The organism is Clostridioides sp. ES-S-0190-01, from assembly GCF_020658275.1.
Lineage (GTDB): Bacteria > Bacillota > Clostridia > Peptostreptococcales > Peptostreptococcaceae > Clostridioides.
In genome coordinates this window covers 188,359-208,597 of sequence record NZ_JACVWA010000012.1, presented here as the reverse complement: position 1 = coordinate 208,597, position 20,239 = coordinate 188,359, and the positions used below count along the sequence as shown (strand labels likewise).

Annotated in this window: 18 protein-coding genes and 1 other annotated feature; of the genes, 11 read left to right on the top strand and 7 right to left on the bottom strand. The window is 29.2% G+C overall.

The features are described 5' to 3' along the window. Positions 1–53: 53 nt before the first annotated feature. Positions 54–1,457 carry an AAA family ATPase gene (locus IC214_RS02540; RefSeq protein ID WP_227866179.1) on the bottom strand — a complete coding sequence of 468 codons (1,404 nt, stop codon included), beginning with the start codon at positions 1,455–1,457 and terminating at the stop codon, positions 54–56. A 558-nt stretch (positions 1,458–2,015) separates the two neighbouring features. Then, positions 2,016–2,158 (top strand) — a sequence feature (ribosomal protein L20 leader region). Positions 2,159–2,186: 28 nt separating this feature from the next. Here IC214_RS02540 and infC point away from each other — a divergent pair. The 8 genes from infC to IC214_RS02500 all read left to right on the top strand — a co-directional run bounded on the left by infC (position 2,187) and on the right by IC214_RS02500 (position 11,831). Further along, positions 2,187–2,696, top strand: coding sequence for a translation initiation factor IF-3 (gene infC, locus IC214_RS02535; RefSeq protein WP_227433661.1), 510 nt, complete (start codon positions 2,187–2,189; stop codon positions 2,694–2,696). A 27-nt stretch (positions 2,697–2,723) separates the two neighbouring features. After that, positions 2,724–2,918, top strand: a complete 195-nt coding sequence (gene rpmI / locus IC214_RS02530) for a 50S ribosomal protein L35 (protein ID WP_003418222.1) — start codon at positions 2,724–2,726, stop codon at positions 2,916–2,918. A 60-nt stretch (positions 2,919–2,978) separates the two neighbouring features. Then, the gene (rplT, locus tag IC214_RS02525) at positions 2,979–3,335 is read left to right on the top strand and encodes a 50S ribosomal protein L20 (RefSeq protein ID WP_227433488.1); all 357 of its coding nucleotides are present in this window, start codon (positions 2,979–2,981) and stop codon (positions 3,333–3,335) included. A gap of 163 nt (positions 3,336–3,498) precedes the next feature. Beyond that, a complete protein-coding gene (locus tag IC214_RS02520) occupies positions 3,499–4,035 on the top strand; it encodes a helix-turn-helix domain-containing protein (protein ID WP_227866178.1) in 537 nt (178 codons plus the stop codon). A 536-nt stretch (positions 4,036–4,571) separates the two neighbouring features. Continuing rightward, positions 4,572–5,489, top strand: coding sequence for an exopolyphosphatase (locus IC214_RS02515; protein ID WP_227824703.1), 918 nt, complete (start codon positions 4,572–4,574; stop codon positions 5,487–5,489). A 577-nt stretch (positions 5,490–6,066) separates the two neighbouring features. Continuing rightward, complete coding sequence (locus tag IC214_RS02510) at positions 6,067–8,013, top strand: metallophosphoesterase (protein ID WP_227845526.1); 1,947 nt, start codon at positions 6,067–6,069, stop codon at positions 8,011–8,013. A gap of 184 nt (positions 8,014–8,197) precedes the next feature. Further along, positions 8,198–10,087, top strand: coding sequence for a metallophosphoesterase (locus IC214_RS02505; RefSeq protein WP_227866177.1), 1,890 nt, complete (start codon positions 8,198–8,200; stop codon positions 10,085–10,087). Positions 10,088–10,937: 850 nt separating this feature from the next. Beyond that, entirely contained in the window at positions 10,938–11,831 is an 894-nt protein-coding gene (locus IC214_RS02500) for a diguanylate cyclase (RefSeq protein ID WP_227866176.1), read from the top strand. A 61-nt stretch (positions 11,832–11,892) separates the two neighbouring features. Here IC214_RS02500 and IC214_RS02495 read toward each other — a convergent pair whose 3' ends face one another. The 4 genes from IC214_RS02495 to IC214_RS02480 are packed head-to-tail and all read right to left on the bottom strand — an operon-like array spanning position 11,893 to position 14,780. Continuing rightward, the gene (locus tag IC214_RS02495) at positions 11,893–12,453 is read right to left on the bottom strand and encodes a cyclophilin-like fold protein (protein WP_227851432.1); all 561 of its coding nucleotides are present in this window, start codon (positions 12,451–12,453) and stop codon (positions 11,893–11,895) included. A 4-nt stretch (positions 12,454–12,457) separates the two neighbouring features. Next, positions 12,458–13,006, bottom strand: a complete 549-nt coding sequence (locus tag IC214_RS02490) for a flavodoxin family protein (protein ID WP_227433481.1) — start codon at positions 13,004–13,006, stop codon at positions 12,458–12,460. A gap of 4 nt (positions 13,007–13,010) precedes the next feature. Further along, positions 13,011–13,583 carry a DapH/DapD/GlmU-related protein gene (locus IC214_RS02485; protein ID WP_227433660.1) on the bottom strand — a complete coding sequence of 191 codons (573 nt, stop codon included), beginning with the start codon at positions 13,581–13,583 and terminating at the stop codon, positions 13,011–13,013. A gap of 24 nt (positions 13,584–13,607) precedes the next feature. After that, positions 13,608–14,780, bottom strand: a complete 1,173-nt coding sequence (locus tag IC214_RS02480) for an iron-containing alcohol dehydrogenase (protein ID WP_227866175.1) — start codon at positions 14,778–14,780, stop codon at positions 13,608–13,610. A 168-nt stretch (positions 14,781–14,948) separates the two neighbouring features. Between IC214_RS02480 and IC214_RS02475 the strand changes: the two genes are divergently transcribed. Both IC214_RS02475 and IC214_RS02470 read left to right on the top strand, forming a co-directional pair. Continuing rightward, positions 14,949–15,842 (top strand): LysR family transcriptional regulator, encoded by an 894-nt coding sequence (locus IC214_RS02475; RefSeq protein WP_227433479.1) that lies wholly within the window; start codon positions 14,949–14,951, stop codon positions 15,840–15,842. A gap of 51 nt (positions 15,843–15,893) precedes the next feature. Then, positions 15,894–16,457 carry a GNAT family N-acetyltransferase gene (locus IC214_RS02470; protein ID WP_227831293.1) on the top strand — a complete coding sequence of 188 codons (564 nt, stop codon included), beginning with the start codon at positions 15,894–15,896 and terminating at the stop codon, positions 16,455–16,457. 376 nt (positions 16,458–16,833) lie between these two features. Here the strand turns inward: IC214_RS02470 and IC214_RS02465 are convergent, their stop codons facing one another. Next, positions 16,834–17,652, bottom strand: a complete 819-nt coding sequence (locus tag IC214_RS02465; RefSeq protein WP_227433477.1) for a MerR family transcriptional regulator — start codon at positions 17,650–17,652, stop codon at positions 16,834–16,836. 121 nt (positions 17,653–17,773) lie between these two features. Between IC214_RS02465 and IC214_RS02460 the strand changes: the two genes are divergently transcribed. Further along, positions 17,774–18,082 carry a hypothetical protein gene (locus IC214_RS02460; RefSeq protein WP_227834741.1) on the top strand — a complete coding sequence of 103 codons (309 nt, stop codon included), beginning with the start codon at positions 17,774–17,776 and terminating at the stop codon, positions 18,080–18,082. 261 nt (positions 18,083–18,343) lie between these two features. Here the strand turns inward: IC214_RS02460 and IC214_RS02455 are convergent, their stop codons facing one another. Beyond that, positions 18,344–20,086: a peptidase M3 gene (locus IC214_RS02455; protein ID WP_227834740.1), complete on the bottom strand. Its 1,743-nt coding sequence runs from the start codon at positions 20,084–20,086 to the stop codon at positions 18,344–18,346. Between the last annotated feature and the right edge of the window lie 153 nt (positions 20,087–20,239).

The window sequence follows — 20,239 nt, the reverse complement described above, 5'->3', positions numbered from 1 at the left end:
TTTTAAGATTAATTATTAATTTTAATGTAAGAATTATTTAAAATACTATCAAATTAATTTACAGCTTCTTTTCCTATTAAATCTTTTAATTCTTCATGAGTCATAGTTTCTTTTTCAAATAGGAATTTAGAAACAGAATGTAAATCTTCAAGATTATCCTTTAACATCTCTAAAGTTTCCTTATAACAACTTTCAACTATACAATTAGCTTCTTTTTGAATTTTATCACATAAGAAAGTCTTATCATTTCCATCAATAGTCATAAATCCTAAGTTACTCATACCATACTCACAAACCATTTGGTTAGCTATCTCAGTAACTTTCTTTAAGTCATCCTTTGCTCCCGTAGATTTATGATTGAATATTAATTCTTCTGATGCTTTTCCAGCAAGTAATATTTTTATTTTTCCAATCAGTTCATCTCTAGTATAAATATATCTATCTTCATCAGGTAATTGAAGAACATAACCTAATGCTTGTCCTCTAGGTACTATAGATATTTTTTGTATAGGACAAATTCCAACGATATCACTTACAAGAGCATGTCCAGCCTCATGATAAGCTACTATCTTTTTCTCTTTTTCAACTAATGAAGAGTTTTTAGATTCTAATCCTGCAATAACTCTTTCAAGTGCTTTGTCGAAGTGTTCTGCTGTAATATATTCACTGTCATCTCTAACTGCAAATATAGCTGCTTCATTTGCTATATTTGAAAGATGGGCTCCGTTGAAACCGTGAGTTTTTTTAGCTAAAAGTTCTAGATTTACAGATTTGTCTATAGGCTTGTCATCTGTATGTACCTTTAGAATTTCAAATCTAGTGTGATAATTTGGTGCACCTATATGAATGTGTCTGTCAAATCTTCCTGGTCTAAGTAAAGCTTCATCTAATAAGTCAAGTCTATTGGTAGCACCTATTATTAATACATTGGAGTCTTTATTAAATCCATCCATTTCAACTAAAAGTTGGTTTAACGTTTGGTCTTTCTCATTGTTACTTTCAAGATGTCTTTTTGCTCCTACAGCATCTATTTCGTCTATAAATATTATACTTGGAGCTTCTTTTCTAGCTTTTTCAAATAGAGTTCTTACCCTTTTTGCTCCTACACCTACGTATTTTTCAACGAACTCAGAACCTGTAACATTGAAAAATGATGAGTTTGTTTCACCAGCTACAGCAGATGCAAGTAATGTTTTTCCTGTTCCTGGAGGACCATAAAATAATACCCCTTTAGGTATTTTTGCACCCATTTTTTGATACTTTTGTGGAGACTTCATAAAATCAACTATTTCAAATAGTTCTTCTTTTACTTCGTCTAATCCAGCTACATCTCTAAATGTAGTTTTTGGTTTTGTAGAAAGTGAATCATCTGTTTGATTTTCTCTTTCCATTTTTGTCTGTGCAAAGACAGGAACTGGATTGTTAATTTTTTTAAAAAAGTTGTTTAGCATTTTCATATTCACACCTCAGGTAATTAATTATTGTTAATCAATTTTATATTTTCCATATTTACTATTTTTTATTATTTATTTTTTATGGAAAAAATATACATGCAATCTAAATAAAAATAAATTCATAAATTTAATTGAAAAAAGTCATTTATGAATATGTGCAAATTAACTTTATATACTAAAAAAATACGACAAATCAAGATAAATTTGAAATGATGAAAAAACCATAATATAGATATTAAAGGATGTAAAGTAAAGTATTCAGTATAAAATTGGCTAAAGAAGTGTTTTTAGGTATTTACTATATAGAGTAGTAGGATAATAAAAGATTTTAAAGTTGAAGTTTGAATTTTTTTAATTAAATTTTGAAAAATAAGAGCAAAATAAATAGTACAAGCATATAATAAGTATTAGGAAGAAATAATTAAATGCAAATACTATGTACCTTATAATAAATATATGTAGGTTTAAATAAAAAAGCAGTTAATTTAGTAAAAATTTATTAAACTTAAAAAAATAGTTGCAAAAAATTTGATAAAATGATATAGTAGATAGGGTAAGAATAAAACAAAGAAGAAGTCCGCTTCTCACCTTACGCCGATGGTTAGTAAGGTAAATATAAGTTAAAGCTTAATAGTAATTTAAGCTTGTTTAAATTTGGTAACTTATATTGCGGATGATTATGTCATCCGCTTTTTATTTTATATTTTATAAAAAATTTGGAGGTGTCCTACAATTAGCAAAGAATTAGCAATCAATGAACAAATAAAAGACAAGGAAATAAGAGTCCTTTCACCTACAGGTGAACAACTTGGAGTAATGCCTACTAAAGAAGCTCAAGCAATGGCTACTAGTAAAAACTTAGATTTAGTTCAAATCTCGCCAAATGCAAATCCACCAGTGTGTAAGATAATGGATTATGGAAAGTTTAGATATGAGCAAGCGAGAAAAGATAAAGAAGCTAAGAAAAAACAAAAGACTATAGTTGTAAAAGAAGTAAGACTTAGACCAGGTATTGAACAAAATGATTTAAATACGAAAGCTAATAATGCTATAAAATTCCTTAAAAAAGGGGATAAAGTCAAAGTTGAACTTAGATTTAGAGGTAGAGAACTAGGACATAAAGATATAGGTAGAGAAGTTATGTTAAAGTTTTTAGAGATAATAAAAGAGTTTGGAGAACCAACAAAAGCCCCTGCATTTGAGGGTAATAATATGGTTGTAATTATAGATCCAAAAAAATAGATGATTAACTGAGAGGAGGAATTTGTCATGCCTAAAATGAAAACTCATAGAGGTGCAGCAAAGAGATTAAAGAAAACAGGAACAGGAAAGTTAAAGAGAGCTAAAGCTTATAAAAAACATATATTAACTAAAAAATCTGCAAAAACTAAGATGAACTTAAGAAAATCAACTCTAGTAAGTGATGGAGATGCTAAGAGAATAGCACAATTATTACCATACTAGGATAGGATACGGATTATAAACAATAACTATAGAAGAGGGATATAAAAGGAGGTCATAACGATGGCAAGAGTTAAAAAAGCTATGAACGCTCGTAAGAAGCATAAAAAAATATTAAAACTTGCAAAAGGATTCAGAGGATCTAGAAGCAAATTATATAGACCAGCAAATACATTCGTAATGAAGGCATTAAAAAATGCTTATATAGGAAGAAAGTTAAAGAAAAGAGACTTCAGAAAACTTTGGATACAAAGAATAAATGCAGCAGCTAGAATGAATGGAATATCTTATTCAAGATTAATGAATGGATTAAAATTATCTGGTATTGAAGTTAACAGAAAAATGTTATCTGAAATGGCTATACAAGATCCAGATGGATTTGCTAAATTAGCAGAAGTTGCTAAAGCAAAATTAGCTTAGTATTAAATCATGATAAAAAAAGCCCTTGAATTATTTAAATAATTCAAGGGCTTTTTTTATTTTTTGAATATTATTTGTTTATATAAAATTTTTAATAAACTTGATTAAATATTATCAATATAATAATATTATCTTATTAATAATAATGAGGAGGTAGTATAATATGAATGATAAACTTATGGATTGCTTCATAAATCCAGTTAAATGCAAGTTGTTACTTGAGATTTATTCAAATAAGCAAACTACAGCAAAGCAATTAGCAGAGAAGTTTAAGGATATATCACAAGCTACACTTTATCGTTATCTTGATAAAATGTTAAAGGATAATATTCTAAAGGTAGTTGAAGAAAATAAAATACGAGGAACTGTTGAAAAGGTATATGCTGTTAAGTCAGATATTGATGATGATGCAAAAAAAATGATAAATGAAAACTCAGCAGAAGCATATGTACAGCTGTTTACTCAATATATGGTGGCATTTATGAAGGAGTTTTATGATTATGCTAAAAGAGAAGAAAAAGATATTTTAAAAGATGGCTCTGTTTTTTCTGTCTGTCCAATATATGCGAATCTAGAAGAAATAACTGAAGTAGCTAGAAAGATTGGTGATATACTAGAACCTTTAAGAAATAACTCATCAGGAGAAGGACGCAAAATGCACTCTATAGGATTAATAATTGCACCTCCTAAAGAAGAATAAAGTAAAATTGTTGAAGTGCAGTGTAAACAATATATAAGCTAGTATGATTAAATAAAATATTGAGGGTAGTTTTAAAATAAAGATAGCAGTTTGATTTCTATATCAAATTGCTATCTTTATTTTAGCATGTTAAACTTTACATAAGTGATAAGTGATAAGTGATAAGTGATAAGTGATAAGTGATAAGTGATAAGTGATAAGTGATAAGTGATATTTTTATGTTAATTTATAAAATTTATATGATGAATTGATATAACGTGATATAGGTTATATTTAAGACTACAACAAAATATAAGTATATTCATAGTAATATAAGTATTTTATTTTAATCAAATTTTGGTTGTTAGGCAAGTTATAACTATATTCTTAGTAAAAGACAACGTTGTACTTTAGATAATAAATTATAGTACAAAAAATAAGTTTTGTTAGTATATATTGAAATGTATATCAAGCTGACATGTAAAGTGATATTATATATTTAAGGAAAAAATTACAATATCTATAGGCATATATTTAAAGCAAAGGGGTTGAAACATATGAGATTGATTACACGTTCTGATTTTGATGGATTAGTTTGTGGTGCATTATTAAAAGAAGCAGGTATTATTGATGATTGGAAATTTGCTCATCCTAAGGATTTACAAGATGGGTTGGTTGAGGTAACAGAAAATGATTGTCTTGCCAATGTACCATTTGTAGAAGGGTGTGGTCTTTGGTTTGACCATCATTCTAGTGAATTTGAGCGAAATGAGCTTAAAGGAAGGTATAGAGGCGAAAGTCGCATTGCTCCTTCTTGTGCAAGAATTATTTATGAGTATTATGGTGGAAATGAAAAATTTTCTCATTTTAATGAAATGTTAGAAGCAGTAGACAAAGTTGATTCTGGAAATCTTACTATAGAAGAGGTACAAAATCCAACTGGATGGATTTTAATTGGTTATCTTATGGACCCAAGAACAGGGTTGGGGCGTTGGAGAAACTTTACTATATCTAACTATCAATTGATGGAAAAGTTAATTGATGCATGTAGAACTTTAGATACAGAAGAAATTTTAAATCTGTCAGATGTAAAGGAACGTATAGAAGTTTATTTTGAGCAAACAGATAAATTTAAAGAAATGGTTGCTAAATACACACGTACAGAAGGAGATGTTATTATTTCTGATTTACGTGGAGTAGAGCCAATTTATACAGGTAATCGTTTCATGATTTACAGTATGTATCCAGAACAAAATATTTCTGCTTGGATTGTAAATGGAAAAGGTGGGAAAGGGTGTTCTGTAGCTGTAGGATATAGTATTTTAAATAGAACTTCAAATGTTGATGTTGGTAGTCTAATGCTTAAGTATGGCGGTGGAGGTCACAAAGCTGTTGGGACTTGCCAATTTAATGATGAACAAATAGACGAGTTACTTCCAATGTTGCTTGATGAACTTGTAAATCCTAAGAAGTAATGGTCTAACTTATATAAGGTTAGTATAAATAAAATAGAATTTCATTGTACCTTTTAACATAAGAAATTGAAGTGGTACAATGAAGTTCCTATAAGCATGCATATTGAGGATGCTTACATATGCAACAATCATATCTGAGGATATAAAATTACTTTGTATTTCTATATTTTGAATATAAGATAAAATATACGTAATACAGTCAAAAATACACAAGTCCCTTTATCAATTTTACAACTATTCTGGTTACTTAACTGTTCAAATAATATTTTATACTCGATTTTCTCCATATATTTTAATATCGCTACAATCTCATCATAGCTATCTGTGTTAAATAAAAGTTTGTTATGTGAAGTATCTATTTAAACATACTTAATAATATATTTAAATATATTATTAAGTATGTTTAAATACCATGACATAAGAAATGAAATGTATATCTTTAAATTATAGATATATTTACAGGTAATAATCTACTAGTCCAATGAATGTTGCTCATAATCCTATAACCTGCTATAGTTTAAAATAAAGCATGATATTAAATTTTATTATAATCTAAAAATTTATGAGGGGGGCTTTTATGAAAATAAAATTTATTATAATGGTATTGATAGTGTTTTTAGTGGGATTGCTTGTGGCATGTCAAAGTAATAAAAATAAAGAAACTAAAATAGAAGATACAAAAGTTAATGTATCAGATACAGAAGTAAAAATATTAGGAACAGGTGATTTGCATTCAGTTGTGACAGATTCTCTAGTTTCATATGTAAATGAAGAAAGAGCAAAGAATGAAAATATACTTATGGTAGATGCAGGAGATTTTTTTGGTGAACAGAGTAAAGAAATGTGGGAATGGACCTCTGGCAAAAAACTAGTTAATATTAGAGAGAGTGGTACAGCAGAATATGAAGACATAGTTAAGAATAGTCAAGATGAAGTACCTATAGTTAAAGACATGATACCATTGAGATATGATGCTGTAGTACTTGGCGATAATGAATTTATTTCAAATGATAAGCAAGGTCTTGATAAATTAGTTTCTGATTTTAAAAATAATAATATACCAGTAGTATCAGCAAATATATATGAACAATCTGGAAAAAACTACATACAACCATATGTGATGAAAAATGTTAAGACAGATAAAGGTGATGTAAAAGTAGGAATACTAGGTCTTACTATAAAAGAAGTGGGGAAAAGTTCAGGATTTGAAGATATTGAAAAAGAAACTAAATCAAGAGAACTTGGAGAGCAAGCTGAGTATAAAGGTAAATTATATGCAAATGATTTAGTAGAAGATGCAAAGAAATGGATAAAAGTGATGAAGAAAGAAAATCCAGATATAGTAGTTGCAGTTGTACATTCAGGGGAAGAATCTAAGAGTTCTGATAATACAGGAAATAGAATAAAGGAACTAGCAACTACAGTAGATGGAATAGATGCAATAGTAGCAGGTCATACTCATAAGAAAATAAAGCAACATACATATAAAAATAAATCTGGGAAAGAAGTAATTGTTACACAACCAGGTTCGCATGCAGATAGTGTGTCAGAGATTAGCTTTAAATTAGATAAGAAGAATGGTAAATGGGATATAAAGAAAAAGGCTAGCAAATTAAAAATAGTTGATAAAGAAATAAATATAGTTGCTACTGCAGATTTACATTCACATTTTTCTGACAAATTATTAGTAAGCCTTGTTAATGAACGAAGTAAGCCAATTGAACCTGTTGTAGTAGATGCAGGAGACTTTTTAGACCCTCAAACAGATGAAATGATTGAATGGTATAAAGAGTGGAAGGCTATAAGGGATAATAATACTGATACAGTGATTAGTAGATGCCCAATGGCAATAGCTATGAATCAGGGCATGTATGATGCAGTAGTACTTGGCAATCATGAGTTTGTATCCGAGAAAGATGAATTTTGGGCAGATGAGCGTCTTTTAGATGCCGTTGTAGAAGATTTTGAACAGACAGCAATTTCTGTATTATCAGCAAACATATATAAACAATCTGGACAAAACTATGTTAAACCATATGTCATACAAGATGTGGAGACAAATGAAGGAAATGTAAAAGTAGGAATATTGGGTCTTACGATAAAAGAGGTAGGTAAAGGTCTTAAAAATGTAAATTTACAAGAGCAATTTCAATATAAAGGTAAATTATATGCAAATGATTTAGTAGAAGATGCAAAGAAGTGGGTAAAAGTGATGAAAGAAGAAAATCCAGATATAATAGTTGCAGTTGTACATTCAGGAGAAGAGCCTAAAAATCCCAAGCATCCAGGAAATAGAGTAAAAGAACTAGCAACTACAGTAGATGGGATTGATGCTATTGTTGCTAGTCATACTCATGAAAAGATAGATGAACATGACTATAAGAATAAGTCTGGAGGTAAAGTTATAGTGACACAACCAGGTGAACATGGTAAGTATTATTCTAAAATTACTTTTAAAGTGAAAAAAGAAAAGGGTTCATGGGTTATTAATGATAAATCTAGTAAAACAATTGAGGTTGAATAATTTTAGCATACTAGAGTAAGCCTTGTTTTGTAACTGAAAAATATCAAGAACTATATGTAGATTTATTTAAAAAGGAATTTACATATAGTTTTTTTAGTATAATAAACAGTACAAACTTATATAGTAAAGATAAGGTATAAGAGTAAATTTTATTATCATCAAAAAAATTAAGGGGGAGGCTTTTATGAAAATAAAATTTATTATAGTTACATCAATAATATTTCTAATAATATTATTAGTGGGCTGTGAAAGTACTAAAGATATAGAAATCAATATACTTGGTACAAGCGACTTACATTCAATAGTCCCAGAAAACCTAGTTTCTTATGTGCAAGAAGAGAGAAAATACGATGAAAACTTGCTAATGGTTGATGCAGGCGATTTTTTTGACATACAAAGTATTGATATGAATGGATGGTTTACTGGTCAAAAACTAGTACGATTTAATGATGGTATGCCGGAATTTAAAAAAATAGCTGAGCCACGTGAAGGAGAAGTTCCTATAGCTAAAGAAATGGCAAAATTAAAATATGATGCAGTTACATTTGGAAATCATGAGTTCGTTTCCAATGATAAGCAAGGTCTTGATAGGTTAGTTTCTGATTTTAAAAATAATAACATACCATTAGTGTCTGCAAATATATATGAACAATCTGGAAAAAACTATGTAAAACCGTACATAATGAAAGATGTCAAAACAGAAAAAGGGAATGTAAAGGTAGGAATACTAGGGCTTACTATAAAAGAAGTAGGAGAACGTTCAAGATTTAAAAGCTTTGAGCAAGATAAAAAAGCTAGAGCACTTGAAGAACAAGCACAATATAAAGGTAAATTATATGCAAATGATTTGGTGGAAGATGCCAAAAAATGGGTAAAAATCATGAAAAAAGAAAGTCCAGATATAATCGTTGCCATTGTACATTCAGGTGAAGAGCCTAAAAATCCTAAAAACCCAGGAAATAGAATAAAGGAGCTGGCAACAACAGTAGAAGGAATAGATGCTATTGTAGCTGGTCATACACATGAAAAGATAGAGCAACATACATTTAAGAATAAATCTGGTGAAGAAGTGATAGTGACACAGCCTGGAGCTCATGGTGATAGTGTATCAAAGATTAATTTTAAGTTGGATAAGAAGAATGATAAGTGGTTTATAAAAGATAAGCATAGTGAATTAAAGGTATTTGGAAAAGAAGTAAATATAATTACGACATCTGGTTTACATTCAAATTTTTCAGATGAAATGGCAGTTAGTTTATTTAATGAAAGATATAGAGCTGTACAGCCAATCTTTATTGATACTGGAGATTTTTTTGATGCTAATACAAAAGAAATGACTAGATGGTCTAAAGAGTGGCAGTATAATACAAAAAAAGGTATTCATAAAAGAATAAACGAATGGCCTATTGTTTATCTCGGCTATGATGCTGTAGTACTTGGTAGTCATGAACTTCTATCTGAAAAAAATGATTTTGAAGAAAAAAAGTCTACATTGGATTCTATTATAGAAAACTTTGAGGAAATGAAAATTCCTGTTTTATCAGCTAATATATATGATGAGTCTGGAGAAAATTATGTAAAACCTTATATAATGCATAAAGTTGAGACTAAGGAAGGTGATATAAAGGTTGGAATATTGGGGCTTACTATAGATAAAGATGAAAAAAATACCAATGATTCGAGTTCAGAAAAAAATTCTAAAAAAACAAATAGATTATATACTAATGACTTAGTGAAGGATGCAAATGAGTGGGTAAAGGTTATGCAAAAAGAAAATCCAGATGTAATTGTCACAGTTGTACATTCAGATAGTGATAATATAAATTTAAAAAATCCAAGTAGCGAGATAAAAAAACTTGCTACTACAGTAGATGGAATAGATGCTATTGTAGTTGGGCATACCAAAAATAAGATAAAAGAACGTACCTATAAGAATAAGTCTGGAAATAAAGTTATAGTGACACAATCTAGTGAAGATGGAGAGTATTATTCAAAAATAAGTCTTGAATTAAGAAAAGAAAATGGGACATGGAATATTATCAATAAATATAGTAAGGCGATAAAAATGAAGTAGAACAATAAATATTAAGTGAGACAATAAAGATGAATTAATACAATAAATAAGTAAATTGATAAAGCAGTAAATCAATAAAAACAAAGCAAATTTATACCATAATTATACAATTAGATACAATGTAATATTAGATTTATTAGTAAGAATATGTTTATATAAAAAATATATTTGAATATAGTTAAAACACTAAAAAATAGTATACTAAGATGAAAGAGAAGAACCTTTATATTTGATGTTCTTCTTTTTTTCTATTTAAACCCCTTTTTTCTATTTACAAACCAGTAAAATTATCTATAAAGAATCGAATATATTTTTCCTTTACATTTTTTGTTTATTATAGTCTTTATACAGGGGCATTTGAGTTGGAATAAAAATTATAAGTTATAAATTTTTATAGAATATATAAACAAAGCAAGGCACTTTAATATAATATGAGTGCTTTGCTTTGTTATTTTATACATGTAATTGTCTGTTATTTTTTATAAGTTTTACTTTTAATATTTTTCTACATACTTTTATTATTATATATATACTTATTAGATAAATTTAATTCCATATATTGGATATACAAGCTATTATTTAAACATACTTATTATATGATATAATATTATAAGTATAATTAAATTAAAATATCTTAATAAAGGAGGAGATTAAATATTTGGCATCTATACAACAGTCTATTAAAGATTATATGGAGAAGTATTTCAATAAAAAATTAAACTTACAAGAAAGACTTTTTTATCTTTTTTGTTTTGCTGGAGTTGTTTGTTCCTTTTTAGCCTTTGTTGCAGCTCTTTTTAGTAATCTTCCTAGTATATCTGTATGGGGGAGTTTTTCTTGTTTTTGTATCATGTCAATATTGGCAATCTATTCTCTTAAAACACAAGATATTGATAGAGGGTGCCTAGTAATTAATATAGGACTTAATATATTCTTATTTCCAGTACTCTTTTTTATAAGTGGTGGAGTGGATAGTGGTATGATGTTTTATTTCTTGTTGGGAATATGTGTTATATCATTGACTCTTAATGGTCTTAAGAGAATAGTTATAATATTTGTATCTACACTTGTGTATAGTATATGTATATTTTTGGCATTTAATTACCCAAACTTAATTGTGTCTATAGGTGAATCTCGTGCATCAGATACGATAAGTAATTTTATTATAGTTTCATTGTTTTTATGTATAGTAATGATTGTGGTTTTACAAGAGTATTCTCATGAGCGTGATAAAGTATATAAATTGAACCAAAGACTTGAAAAGCAGGCAATTATAGATGATTTGACAAAGTTATATAATAGAAGATATTTAATACAATATATGTCCGATATATTAAAAAAACCATTGGAAGAAAGAATTATGTCCATTGTGTTATTTGATATAGATGATTTTAAAAAAATAAATGATAAATATGGTCATCTATGTGGAAATAATGTATTAATTCGATTTAGTGAGATTTTAATTGAAGAGGTTGGAAATGATGGAATTGTTTCAAGATATGGAGGAGAAGAGTTTATAGTGGTAATGCCTAGCTTTACTAAATTTAAAGCGGTTGAGGTAGCAGAGCGTATTCGCATACATGTTTCTAGTGACAAAAAATTATTTGATTTAGTGGACAAAATTACAGTCAGCGGTGGTGTAGAGGAGTATGTTGAAAATATGACTATGGAGAAGATAGTAAAAGGAGCTGATACAAAACTTTACATAGCTAAAAATAATGGAAAAAATAGAATTGTAAGTTAGAGAAAGTTTGGTTTAATAGTGTCATCATAGTAGATGCATTTGCCATGATGACACTATTATTTTAATCAATAATACTAAGTACTATTTGTATGTTTCCACTTCCTAATATTTCAGCAAGTTTACTGGTATCTTCAATATACCCCAGTTTAGTGTAGTTATATGAGGTTTGAAAATCTTTATAAAATAGAACCAAACAATCAGAGCCGTAGAGCATAAAATCACCAGTTTTAATATTTTTTACGGATTCTGCATTTGATGGCAAATCTTTTATAAAGTAATTGTATTTTTCGTTTTTATTTAAATCTTTCATATCTATTGTAAGTGGCATTTTTTTTATTAATGCCTGTACAGAGGAATTATTATAAAGTTTCAATACAAAGTCTTTATCTCCAATTTTAAGATTGGCAGTTATAATGTTATTTTTAATTGGTTTATTTTCAGTTGGTGTTATTACTTCTTTTTCTTTATAAGAAATAGGAGTTGCAGTCAAAGTATTATTTTTAGATTCTTGTTTTACTGTTTGTTTTGAGGCTGGAATATTTGTACAACCTAATAGTGCAAAGCTACAGAGTGCAGTTAACATGAGGGTTATAATCTTTTTTATATGATTACATTGCTTCATATGATTATACTACCTTTCCCATTTGATATGCTTTACTTAATAGATTAGGTAAAGCAGAGATAGAACCATATTCATCTGCACCTGTACCGCGCAAAACATCTTTAAGTGTTGCATTTTCAAAACAATCAATCCAGCCCTGCAATCCTTTCACTGCACCATCCATTGCATGTTCCTCTTTATCAGCAGCAGTTGCTAGAAGATAAATATCTCTAAAAGAATACTCTAAGGGAAATAGTGGATTAGAACGGTCAAGTAATGTTTTCATCTGTCCACTCATTTCATAAAAATAGATTGGAGTTGAAAAAACAATTACATCAGCAGTCATCATCTTTTGTACAATCATATCGGCATCATCTTGCATTATACAATGTCCTGTTTTTGTATTCTGACAAGCAAGACATCCTTTACAAAAGTGAATAGTTTTATCATACAAACAGATTTTTTCAACAATATTTCCTGATTCTTTTGCTCCTTTTAAAAACATATCTGCTAACATTTCAGAATTTCCGTCTTTGCGAAAGCTTGTAGATATAATTAAGACTTTTTTGTTCATTTATTTATTCCTCCTCAATTTTTTTTATAAACTTTGCTGGTACACCTCCCACCAATGTATTAGGTGTCACATCTTTTGTTACAACAGCTCCAGCTGCTATGATTGCCCCATCTCCTACTATTACACCAGGAGTTATTGTGACATTAGCACCAACCCAGACACTTTTCCCTATTTCAATAGGTTTTGGGTGCATAGTGCTTCGTTTGCTTGGAGCAAAATCATGATTCAAAGTTGCCAATACCACATTATGACCAATTAACGAATTGTCTCCTATAGTAATACCACCTTGGTCTTGAAATCGACATCCTGAATTTATAAAAACATTTCTACCTATTGTTATATTTTTTCCACAGTCAGTATAAAATGGAGGGAACATGTTAAATGTTTCATCTACCTGTTTTCCAATTAACTCTGAAAATAATGTTCTAATTTCTTCCGGCTCATGATAATGATTGTTTAATTTAGATGTAATTTTCATGGCTTCATTGCTGAGTTCACTCATAAACTGATGTAACTTTGAACCTCCAACAACAGTAAGTCCTTGATTAAGGTGTTCTAAAAATGTATTTAAGTTCAAGTTCATTTTGCACATCCTTTCTGATTAACTGTAAGATTTTTTCAATACTTCTACACAATCCTCATGTGTCATTTCACAAGGATTTGCTGCAAATAAACCTCCCATTGTTTCTCGTGCACTTTTTGCTATTAGATTAAAATCTCCTGGTGTAATTCCATAATCGGACATTTTTAAATCTGCAACCCCACAAGCTTCTTGTAATTTGCTAAGAGCCGTAATAAAATCTTCTGCTTTGTTAGCATCTTTCATTCCCAATGCCTGTGCCATGCGTACAAAGCGTTCATCACAAGCATGTTTTTCTATAAAAAATCCAAAGAAAGCTTTAGAAATCATAATCAAACCTGCACCATGAGGAAGTCTTGGGTAATAACCAGACATAGCTTGTTCTAAAGAATGCTGTGCTGTAGTGACACTGATTGTCATGACAATTCCTGCAATTGTATTTGCAAAAGCCATGTGTTCTCTTGCTTTCATATCATTACCATTTTTTACTGCATGTGCAAGATAGTTGCCTACATTTTCGATAGCAGTTAAAGCATACATATCGCTCATAACACTGGAAAAAGAAGATATATAGCTTTCCACGGCATGGAATAAAGTATCAAATCCTTGATAAGCAGTAAGTTCAGGTGGTACAGATTTCATTAATTCTGGGTCAATTATGGACAAAACAGGGAATAAAGAGTCATAACCACCAACACCAATTTTCTCATGGGTTTCTTCATTTGTAACAACTCCCCATTGGTCAGCTTCACTACCTGTTCCAGCAGTGGTTGTAATACAAACAACTGGTAGTGGTTCACTTTGTAATGGTTGAGCCTTTCCAGTACCTCCATTTACATAATCCCATAAGTCACCATCATTTGTCACCATCATTGCAATTGCCTTTGAAGCGTCCATGACACTTCCACCACCTAAGGCAATGATAAAATCACATTCTGTTTTACAAGCACAGAAAGCCCCGTTCATGATAGAATTTTTATTAGGATTTGCGTCTATTTCATTGAATAACACAAATTCTACTCCTGCCATTTTTAACTGTTTTTCTGTTCGGGCAAGTGCACCATTTTCTTTAGTTGATTTTCCACTTGAAATAACAAGCAAGGCTTTCTTTCCAGGTAGTTTTTGTTGATGTAATTCATCTAAGCGTCCATTTCCAAAGATAAAACGAGTTGGTATATACATATTAAAATTCATATTTTTTTCTCCTTTTTATGTTATTGTTTTTATTAAAATTTATATCATAGTTTCTATACGTTTATTATATTAACGAAACAATATAATAGCAAATACTTATAAAGAATGCCTTCCCATAGTTGACAGGCATAGTAGGGAAAAGTACACTATAAATAGGAGGTATAGATAATGGAACTTAGAGTATTGAGATATTTCTTGGCAGTTGCAAAAGAGGAAAGTATTACAAGTGCAGCTCAATCACTTAATGTGACACAACCTACGCTTTCAAAACAACTTATGGAACTTGAAGATGAACTTGGGAAAAAGTTGTTTTTGCGTGGTAACAGAAAAATCACACTTACAGAGGATGGCTTATTTTTACGTAAACGTGCACAGGAAATAATTGACTTAACAGATAAAACTACTTCAGATTTTAACAATGATTGTGATGATATACGAGGAAATGTTTATATTGGTGGGGGAGAAACAGATGCTATGCGTTTTATTGCCAAAACTGCGAAAGAATTGAAGAAAGAATACCCTCATATACGTTATCATCTATTTAGTGGAAATGCTGATGATGTAACGGAAAGACTAGATAAAGGGCTTTTAGATTTTGGAATTTTAATCGAACCTGCCAACATGGAAAAGTATGATTATATCAAACTTCCTGTTAATGATGTATGGGGATTGCTTATGAAAAAAGATTGTGAGCTTGCTCAAAAGAAAACGGTATGTCCAGATGATTTGAAGGAAATTCCTATCTTAACTTCACGTCAAACATTGGTTCAAAATGTAATTTCTGGTTGGTCTGGGCAAGATTTTCAAGCATTTAATATAGTGGCAACTTATAATCTTGTCTACAATGCTTCTCTTATGGTAGATGAAGGGGTTGGGTATGCTCTTTGCTTGGATAAGCTAATCAATACAACAGGTAATAGCAATCTTTGTTTTAGACCTTTAGAACCGAGATTAGAAGCACACTTAAATATTGTCTGGAAAAAGTATCAGGTTTTTTCTAAGGCAACTAAAATGTTCTTAAGTAAATTGCAAAGCGAAATTAATAATTTTGTATCAGAATAGAGAGACAGCTATTTAATTTATAATATTGTTTATATGAAGGTAGTGATTTTTATGAAGCGAGATTTATATGTAATGAGAGATAAAATAAAACTTTTTTATGCTGAAGATTATGATAGAAAACTAATATATGATATGGCATTTGAGGAAGATGAGATATGGAAGTCAATGTTTGACAATAAAGAGGATTTTGACTGGTCTGACATTCATGATGAAGAATCTTACTTTTTTAGTAGTACTCCTGGTCTTAATAAATACTTGCTTATAGAATATGATAATCAAATTGTGGGTACCATTTCTCATGCATACAATGATGGTAAGATACCTAATATGGAGCTAGATATGTGGTTGCGTTCAATGAAATATACTGGGAAGGGGATTGGTTCAAAAGCTATGAAGTTGTTAATTGACAGCTTGACTAGAGACTATGAGGTAGGCACATTTATTATTCGACCATGGATTAAAAATTCTCGTGCTATAAAGGCCTATGAAAAATGTGGTTTTGTGGTAAGTGATTGTTTTAATCCTAAAGAGTATTATGGGAAATACTTCGATAAATGGGGTCAAGGTGATTATCCAGAAGGTGAGAATGTGAATATGATACTTTCAATAGAGTAGTTAACAATGCTATGAAAAAATATACTTTTTCTATTAGTAGTTCGATGTCTGGAAAATAAGAGATTAGAATAAAAATAAATATTATTCCCTAGGTTGTAAGTTTAGCAAAGGATATTTATACTCAGTAAAGAAATAAAATGTGAGGTCCAACAAGTTCCTATTAGTTAGGAAGCTTGTCAGACATTCTAGCAAAGTTTGAAAAACCTAAAGAATCTAAAGCCGATTGTAATTGATGGTTATAGCAATTTCTTAGTCATTAATTGGGATGTTTATTCAAAAGTAGTACTTAAAGTATGAATCTATGTTTAAAAGACTTATAAAAAAGTACAACAAGAGCTAGAATACAAATATTATATAAATAAAACATCATTGAAACTTATTTTTTTCTAACTGGAAAGCATACTTCTGTTACCCAATTATCAGAATTACTGTCTTGACCAGGTCCTATATGATAAATATTAAACATAGGGCCGTCTACATCATAGTTATTGTCAGATATCCAATTACCAATAGCTTCACAAGCATCTGTAAGTTGATTGAAGTTTCCTTTTACAATAGCAGTTGCAGCAGTTACACTTGGAACAGTTCTAAACTTAACATTTTCAGTATCTTTATAATTTCCAGATACAGCAAGTTGTATTTCAACATCAACATAATTTTCTTTATACCCAACATCATAAAAGACTGCTTTAGAATAGTTAGGAACATCAACTTGTACATTATGCCCTTTTGTTTCTGAGAATAATTGATGCCATAGCATTCCTTCATCTTGATAAGTAGGTATAGTTTTTCTTAAAGTCATCATATATTTTGGAGCAAAGTCTTTTATAGTTACATCATAATTTTTCATAATATCAGTCCTTCCAATTCTCTCCATAGTAGTTTCTATTTTTAATAGTTTTTTTTGCGTGTCTTCTAGATGTTCTCTTACTTGAGAATAGTGAATATTTAAATACCTTATCAAGCTTTCTCTATCATTGTATTCCGTCAAAATTTCTTTGATAGAAGATAAGCTGAACCCCATATCTTTTAAGGCATGGATTCTATTTGTAGTGGAAAGTTGATTTGCACTGTAGTATCTATAACCATTAATTTTATTTATATGAGTTGGTGTTAAAAGTCCAATTTCATCATAGTGACGTAGCATGCGAATACTAATTTTACTAAGTTTTGAAAAATCACCTATCTTAAACATATTTACATCTCCTTTATAAAGGTGTTATTTTTGAGCTCAATATCAATATAAACCATATCATAGTGGTAGAGTCAACTAAAAATTATATATTGACAAATAATAAAAAAATATTATACTGAACATGTTTAGAACGAAAAATGTAAATGTTTTGGAGGTAGGTTATGATAAGGTACTATCTTTTATATTGAATCAATGTATAATCAATGGAAATATGCAGGCACAACTTGCTATCATTTCTATGCTTCGTAATATATTTGGGGACGAAAAAGACGAAATGAGTTTAAGAACTATTGCCTTACAAATTATTTTACCTATACAAATGGCGGCTTTATCACCAGAATCATTTCAATTATATAGTGGTACAAATATAAAAGTTAAACATCAGAGAGATAAATTTATTGATATTTTAATAGAAAATATTATCAAATGAGATGATGTGAAATGAAACTTATAACTATTGGTGCAAGTGTTATTAAATATTAATCTAATCAGTCAAACATATGAAACCGCCAGAAGTAATAAAGGTAAAGGTTTATAAAATTTCTGACGGTTTTATTATATGTTACTAAGTATGGAAAATATTTACTAGATATAACATAAGTTAATAAGTATTAATAAGTACGTACTAGACATAACATGAGTTAATAAGTATTAATAAATATTTATTAGATATATCATAAGTTATTAAATACTAAGAAGCATTTTCTAGTTTGAGAGGGTTCTCTATACCAAAATAATCATATAAAGCTGAGCTTATTTCCTCTAAGTTTCCACTTTCAAAAGGAGATTGTAGATTAACTTTTTCTACTACATCTTTAAATCCTGCATCTGTATTTTGATTTAAAAAATCCATATATACATCAACAGCTTTTCTATAGTCACCTTGTGATAACTCCCATATTTGAAGAGATACATCAGATGCAAGACCATAACTTAAATAGTAAAAAGGAACTTGGAAATTATGAGATACAAGTATCCAAAATGGAGCATTTTTATCTTTAAGTATCTTATTAGATACTCCATATTCTTCTTCTAAATCAAAAAATAGTTTATTTATATCATTTAAGCTCATATATGGGTTTTTATATATAATTTCTTGAAACTCATCGTAAAGACAAGCATCAATAATTGTGTTTAAAACAATCGATAAGTGTTCTTTTTTTATTGCTTCAGATTGTTTTCCAAAGAATTCATCAAAATACTTGTAAAATAAAATTTCTAAAGATGTTGAATGAACTTCGCATATATCAATACTTGGCTGTATTGTATTATTTGAGTTAATACTGTTGTAGTAATTAAAAAAATGACCAAACTCATGAGCAAAGCTAGTAACACCTAAAAAAGAATTGTCCCATGTATTAAATAAAAAGGGTGCTTTGTACTTGGTTATATAAGTAGTATAACCTCCAGGTGATTTATTTTTCCCAGAGGAATAATCGTATAAGTCATACTTTTTCATGTAGTTAAAACACTCTTTTAATTTTGGAGATATATCTTCAAGTACTTTATCAAATTTTCTAAATGAACGATTCTTATATGCCTTAATATAAATAGAAGAGTCAGAAGGTTGTGATGTAACTTTCCTATATAATGGAACTATGTACTCTTTTACTTCACTTCTAAATTTTCTTGCATCCTCTTGGGAGTAATCTTTATTTAAATTTAAATAAGCATAATCTGTATAATTCTTAAAGCCTAGCTTAGTTGCTATTTCAGTTCTCGTCTGTACAAGTTCTAAAAAAATATTACCAAATATAGGGTTGTATTTTTTTAAGTAATCTGAATAGATTTTTACATATTCTTCATAAGTGAGATTGGGTTTTGACATGGCTTCTTCAAAGTCTATTTCCATTCCATCTACTGATACAGTAGACTTAGATAATAAGTCTTCATATTTAACAACTAAGTCTTGCTCTTTTTTAAGTAGGCTTTCTACTTCTTCTGAATTAAGCTTTCCAATGTTTTTTAAATAATTAAATCCATCTTTTCCAATTTCTTTTTTTAGTTCTTTAGAAAACTTAGAATTTACAAATGTATCCTGAAAATCTTTGTATGCCATATCGACATCCACAGATTTACTCATAAGGTATTTGTATTCTTTAGAGTAAAATTCATCTGATGAATCAATATTATTTCTAAGTTTTGCTATAGTAAGTGTACTATAAAAGTCTTGGTAAATCTTATCGACATTACTAAATACGTTCAATTGCTCTTTGGCATTTTTACATGTTAAAAGTTTATCGTTATATGTGTTAATATTTTCGCATACTGACTTTATGTCAGGACGCTTATATTCCATTTTTTCAAAAGGAATAGTTCCTCTAACTGAATCTTTTTTTGAATCATTAGTATAATTTTTTATGTATAATGCAAATATAATAAAAATTACAATTAAAATTAGAGAAATAAATAATCTTTTCTTGGATTTAATCATAGAAATCCTCCAATCATGGATATAGTTATTAGTTATTTTACTATATTAAATATAAAAAATGCATATTAAGAAAATTTAATATAAAAATATGGACAAGATTATAGATAATATAAAAATTTAACTTCAAGAAAATATATGAAAATTGTATTGGTA

What these genes read in the sequence shown, in the direction of transcription:
- rplT (WP_227433488.1), top strand. Translation starts at nt 2,979, where the DNA reads ATGGCAAGAGTTAAAAAAGCTATGAACGCTCGTAAGAAGCATAAAAAA.
- IC214_RS02480 (WP_227866175.1), bottom strand. Translation starts at nt 14,780, where the DNA reads ATGAATTTTAATATGTATATACCAACTCGTTTTATCTTTGGAAATGGA.
- IC214_RS02455 (WP_227834740.1), bottom strand. Translation starts at nt 20,086, where the DNA reads ATGATTAAATCCAAGAAAAGATTATTTATTTCTCTAATTTTAATTGTA.
- IC214_RS02490 (WP_227433481.1), bottom strand. Translation starts at nt 13,006, where the DNA reads ATGAACAAAAAAGTCTTAATTATATCTACAAGCTTTCGCAAAGACGGA.
- IC214_RS02540 (WP_227866179.1), bottom strand. Translation starts at nt 1,457, where the DNA reads ATGAAAATGCTAAACAACTTTTTTAAAAAAATTAACAATCCAGTTCCT.
- IC214_RS02465 (WP_227433477.1), bottom strand. Translation starts at nt 17,652, where the DNA reads ATGTTTAAGATAGGTGATTTTTCAAAACTTAGTAAAATTAGTATTCGC.
- IC214_RS02470 (WP_227831293.1), top strand. Translation starts at nt 15,894, where the DNA reads ATGAAGCGAGATTTATATGTAATGAGAGATAAAATAAAACTTTTTTAT.
- IC214_RS02460 (WP_227834741.1), top strand. Translation starts at nt 17,774, where the DNA reads ATGTTTAGAACGAAAAATGTAAATGTTTTGGAGGTAGGTTATGATAAG.
- IC214_RS02515 (WP_227824703.1), top strand. Translation starts at nt 4,572, where the DNA reads ATGAGATTGATTACACGTTCTGATTTTGATGGATTAGTTTGTGGTGCA.
- IC214_RS02510 (WP_227845526.1), top strand. Translation starts at nt 6,067, where the DNA reads ATGAAAATAAAATTTATTATAATGGTATTGATAGTGTTTTTAGTGGGA.
- IC214_RS02475 (WP_227433479.1), top strand. Translation starts at nt 14,949, where the DNA reads ATGGAACTTAGAGTATTGAGATATTTCTTGGCAGTTGCAAAAGAGGAA.
- rpmI (WP_003418222.1), top strand. Translation starts at nt 2,724, where the DNA reads ATGCCTAAAATGAAAACTCATAGAGGTGCAGCAAAGAGATTAAAGAAA.
- IC214_RS02520 (WP_227866178.1), top strand. Translation starts at nt 3,499, where the DNA reads ATGAATGATAAACTTATGGATTGCTTCATAAATCCAGTTAAATGCAAG.
- IC214_RS02495 (WP_227851432.1), bottom strand. Translation starts at nt 12,453, where the DNA reads ATGAAGCAATGTAATCATATAAAAAAGATTATAACCCTCATGTTAACT.
- IC214_RS02505 (WP_227866177.1), top strand. Translation starts at nt 8,198, where the DNA reads ATGAAAATAAAATTTATTATAGTTACATCAATAATATTTCTAATAATA.
- IC214_RS02500 (WP_227866176.1), top strand. Translation starts at nt 10,938, where the DNA reads ATGTCAATATTGGCAATCTATTCTCTTAAAACACAAGATATTGATAGA.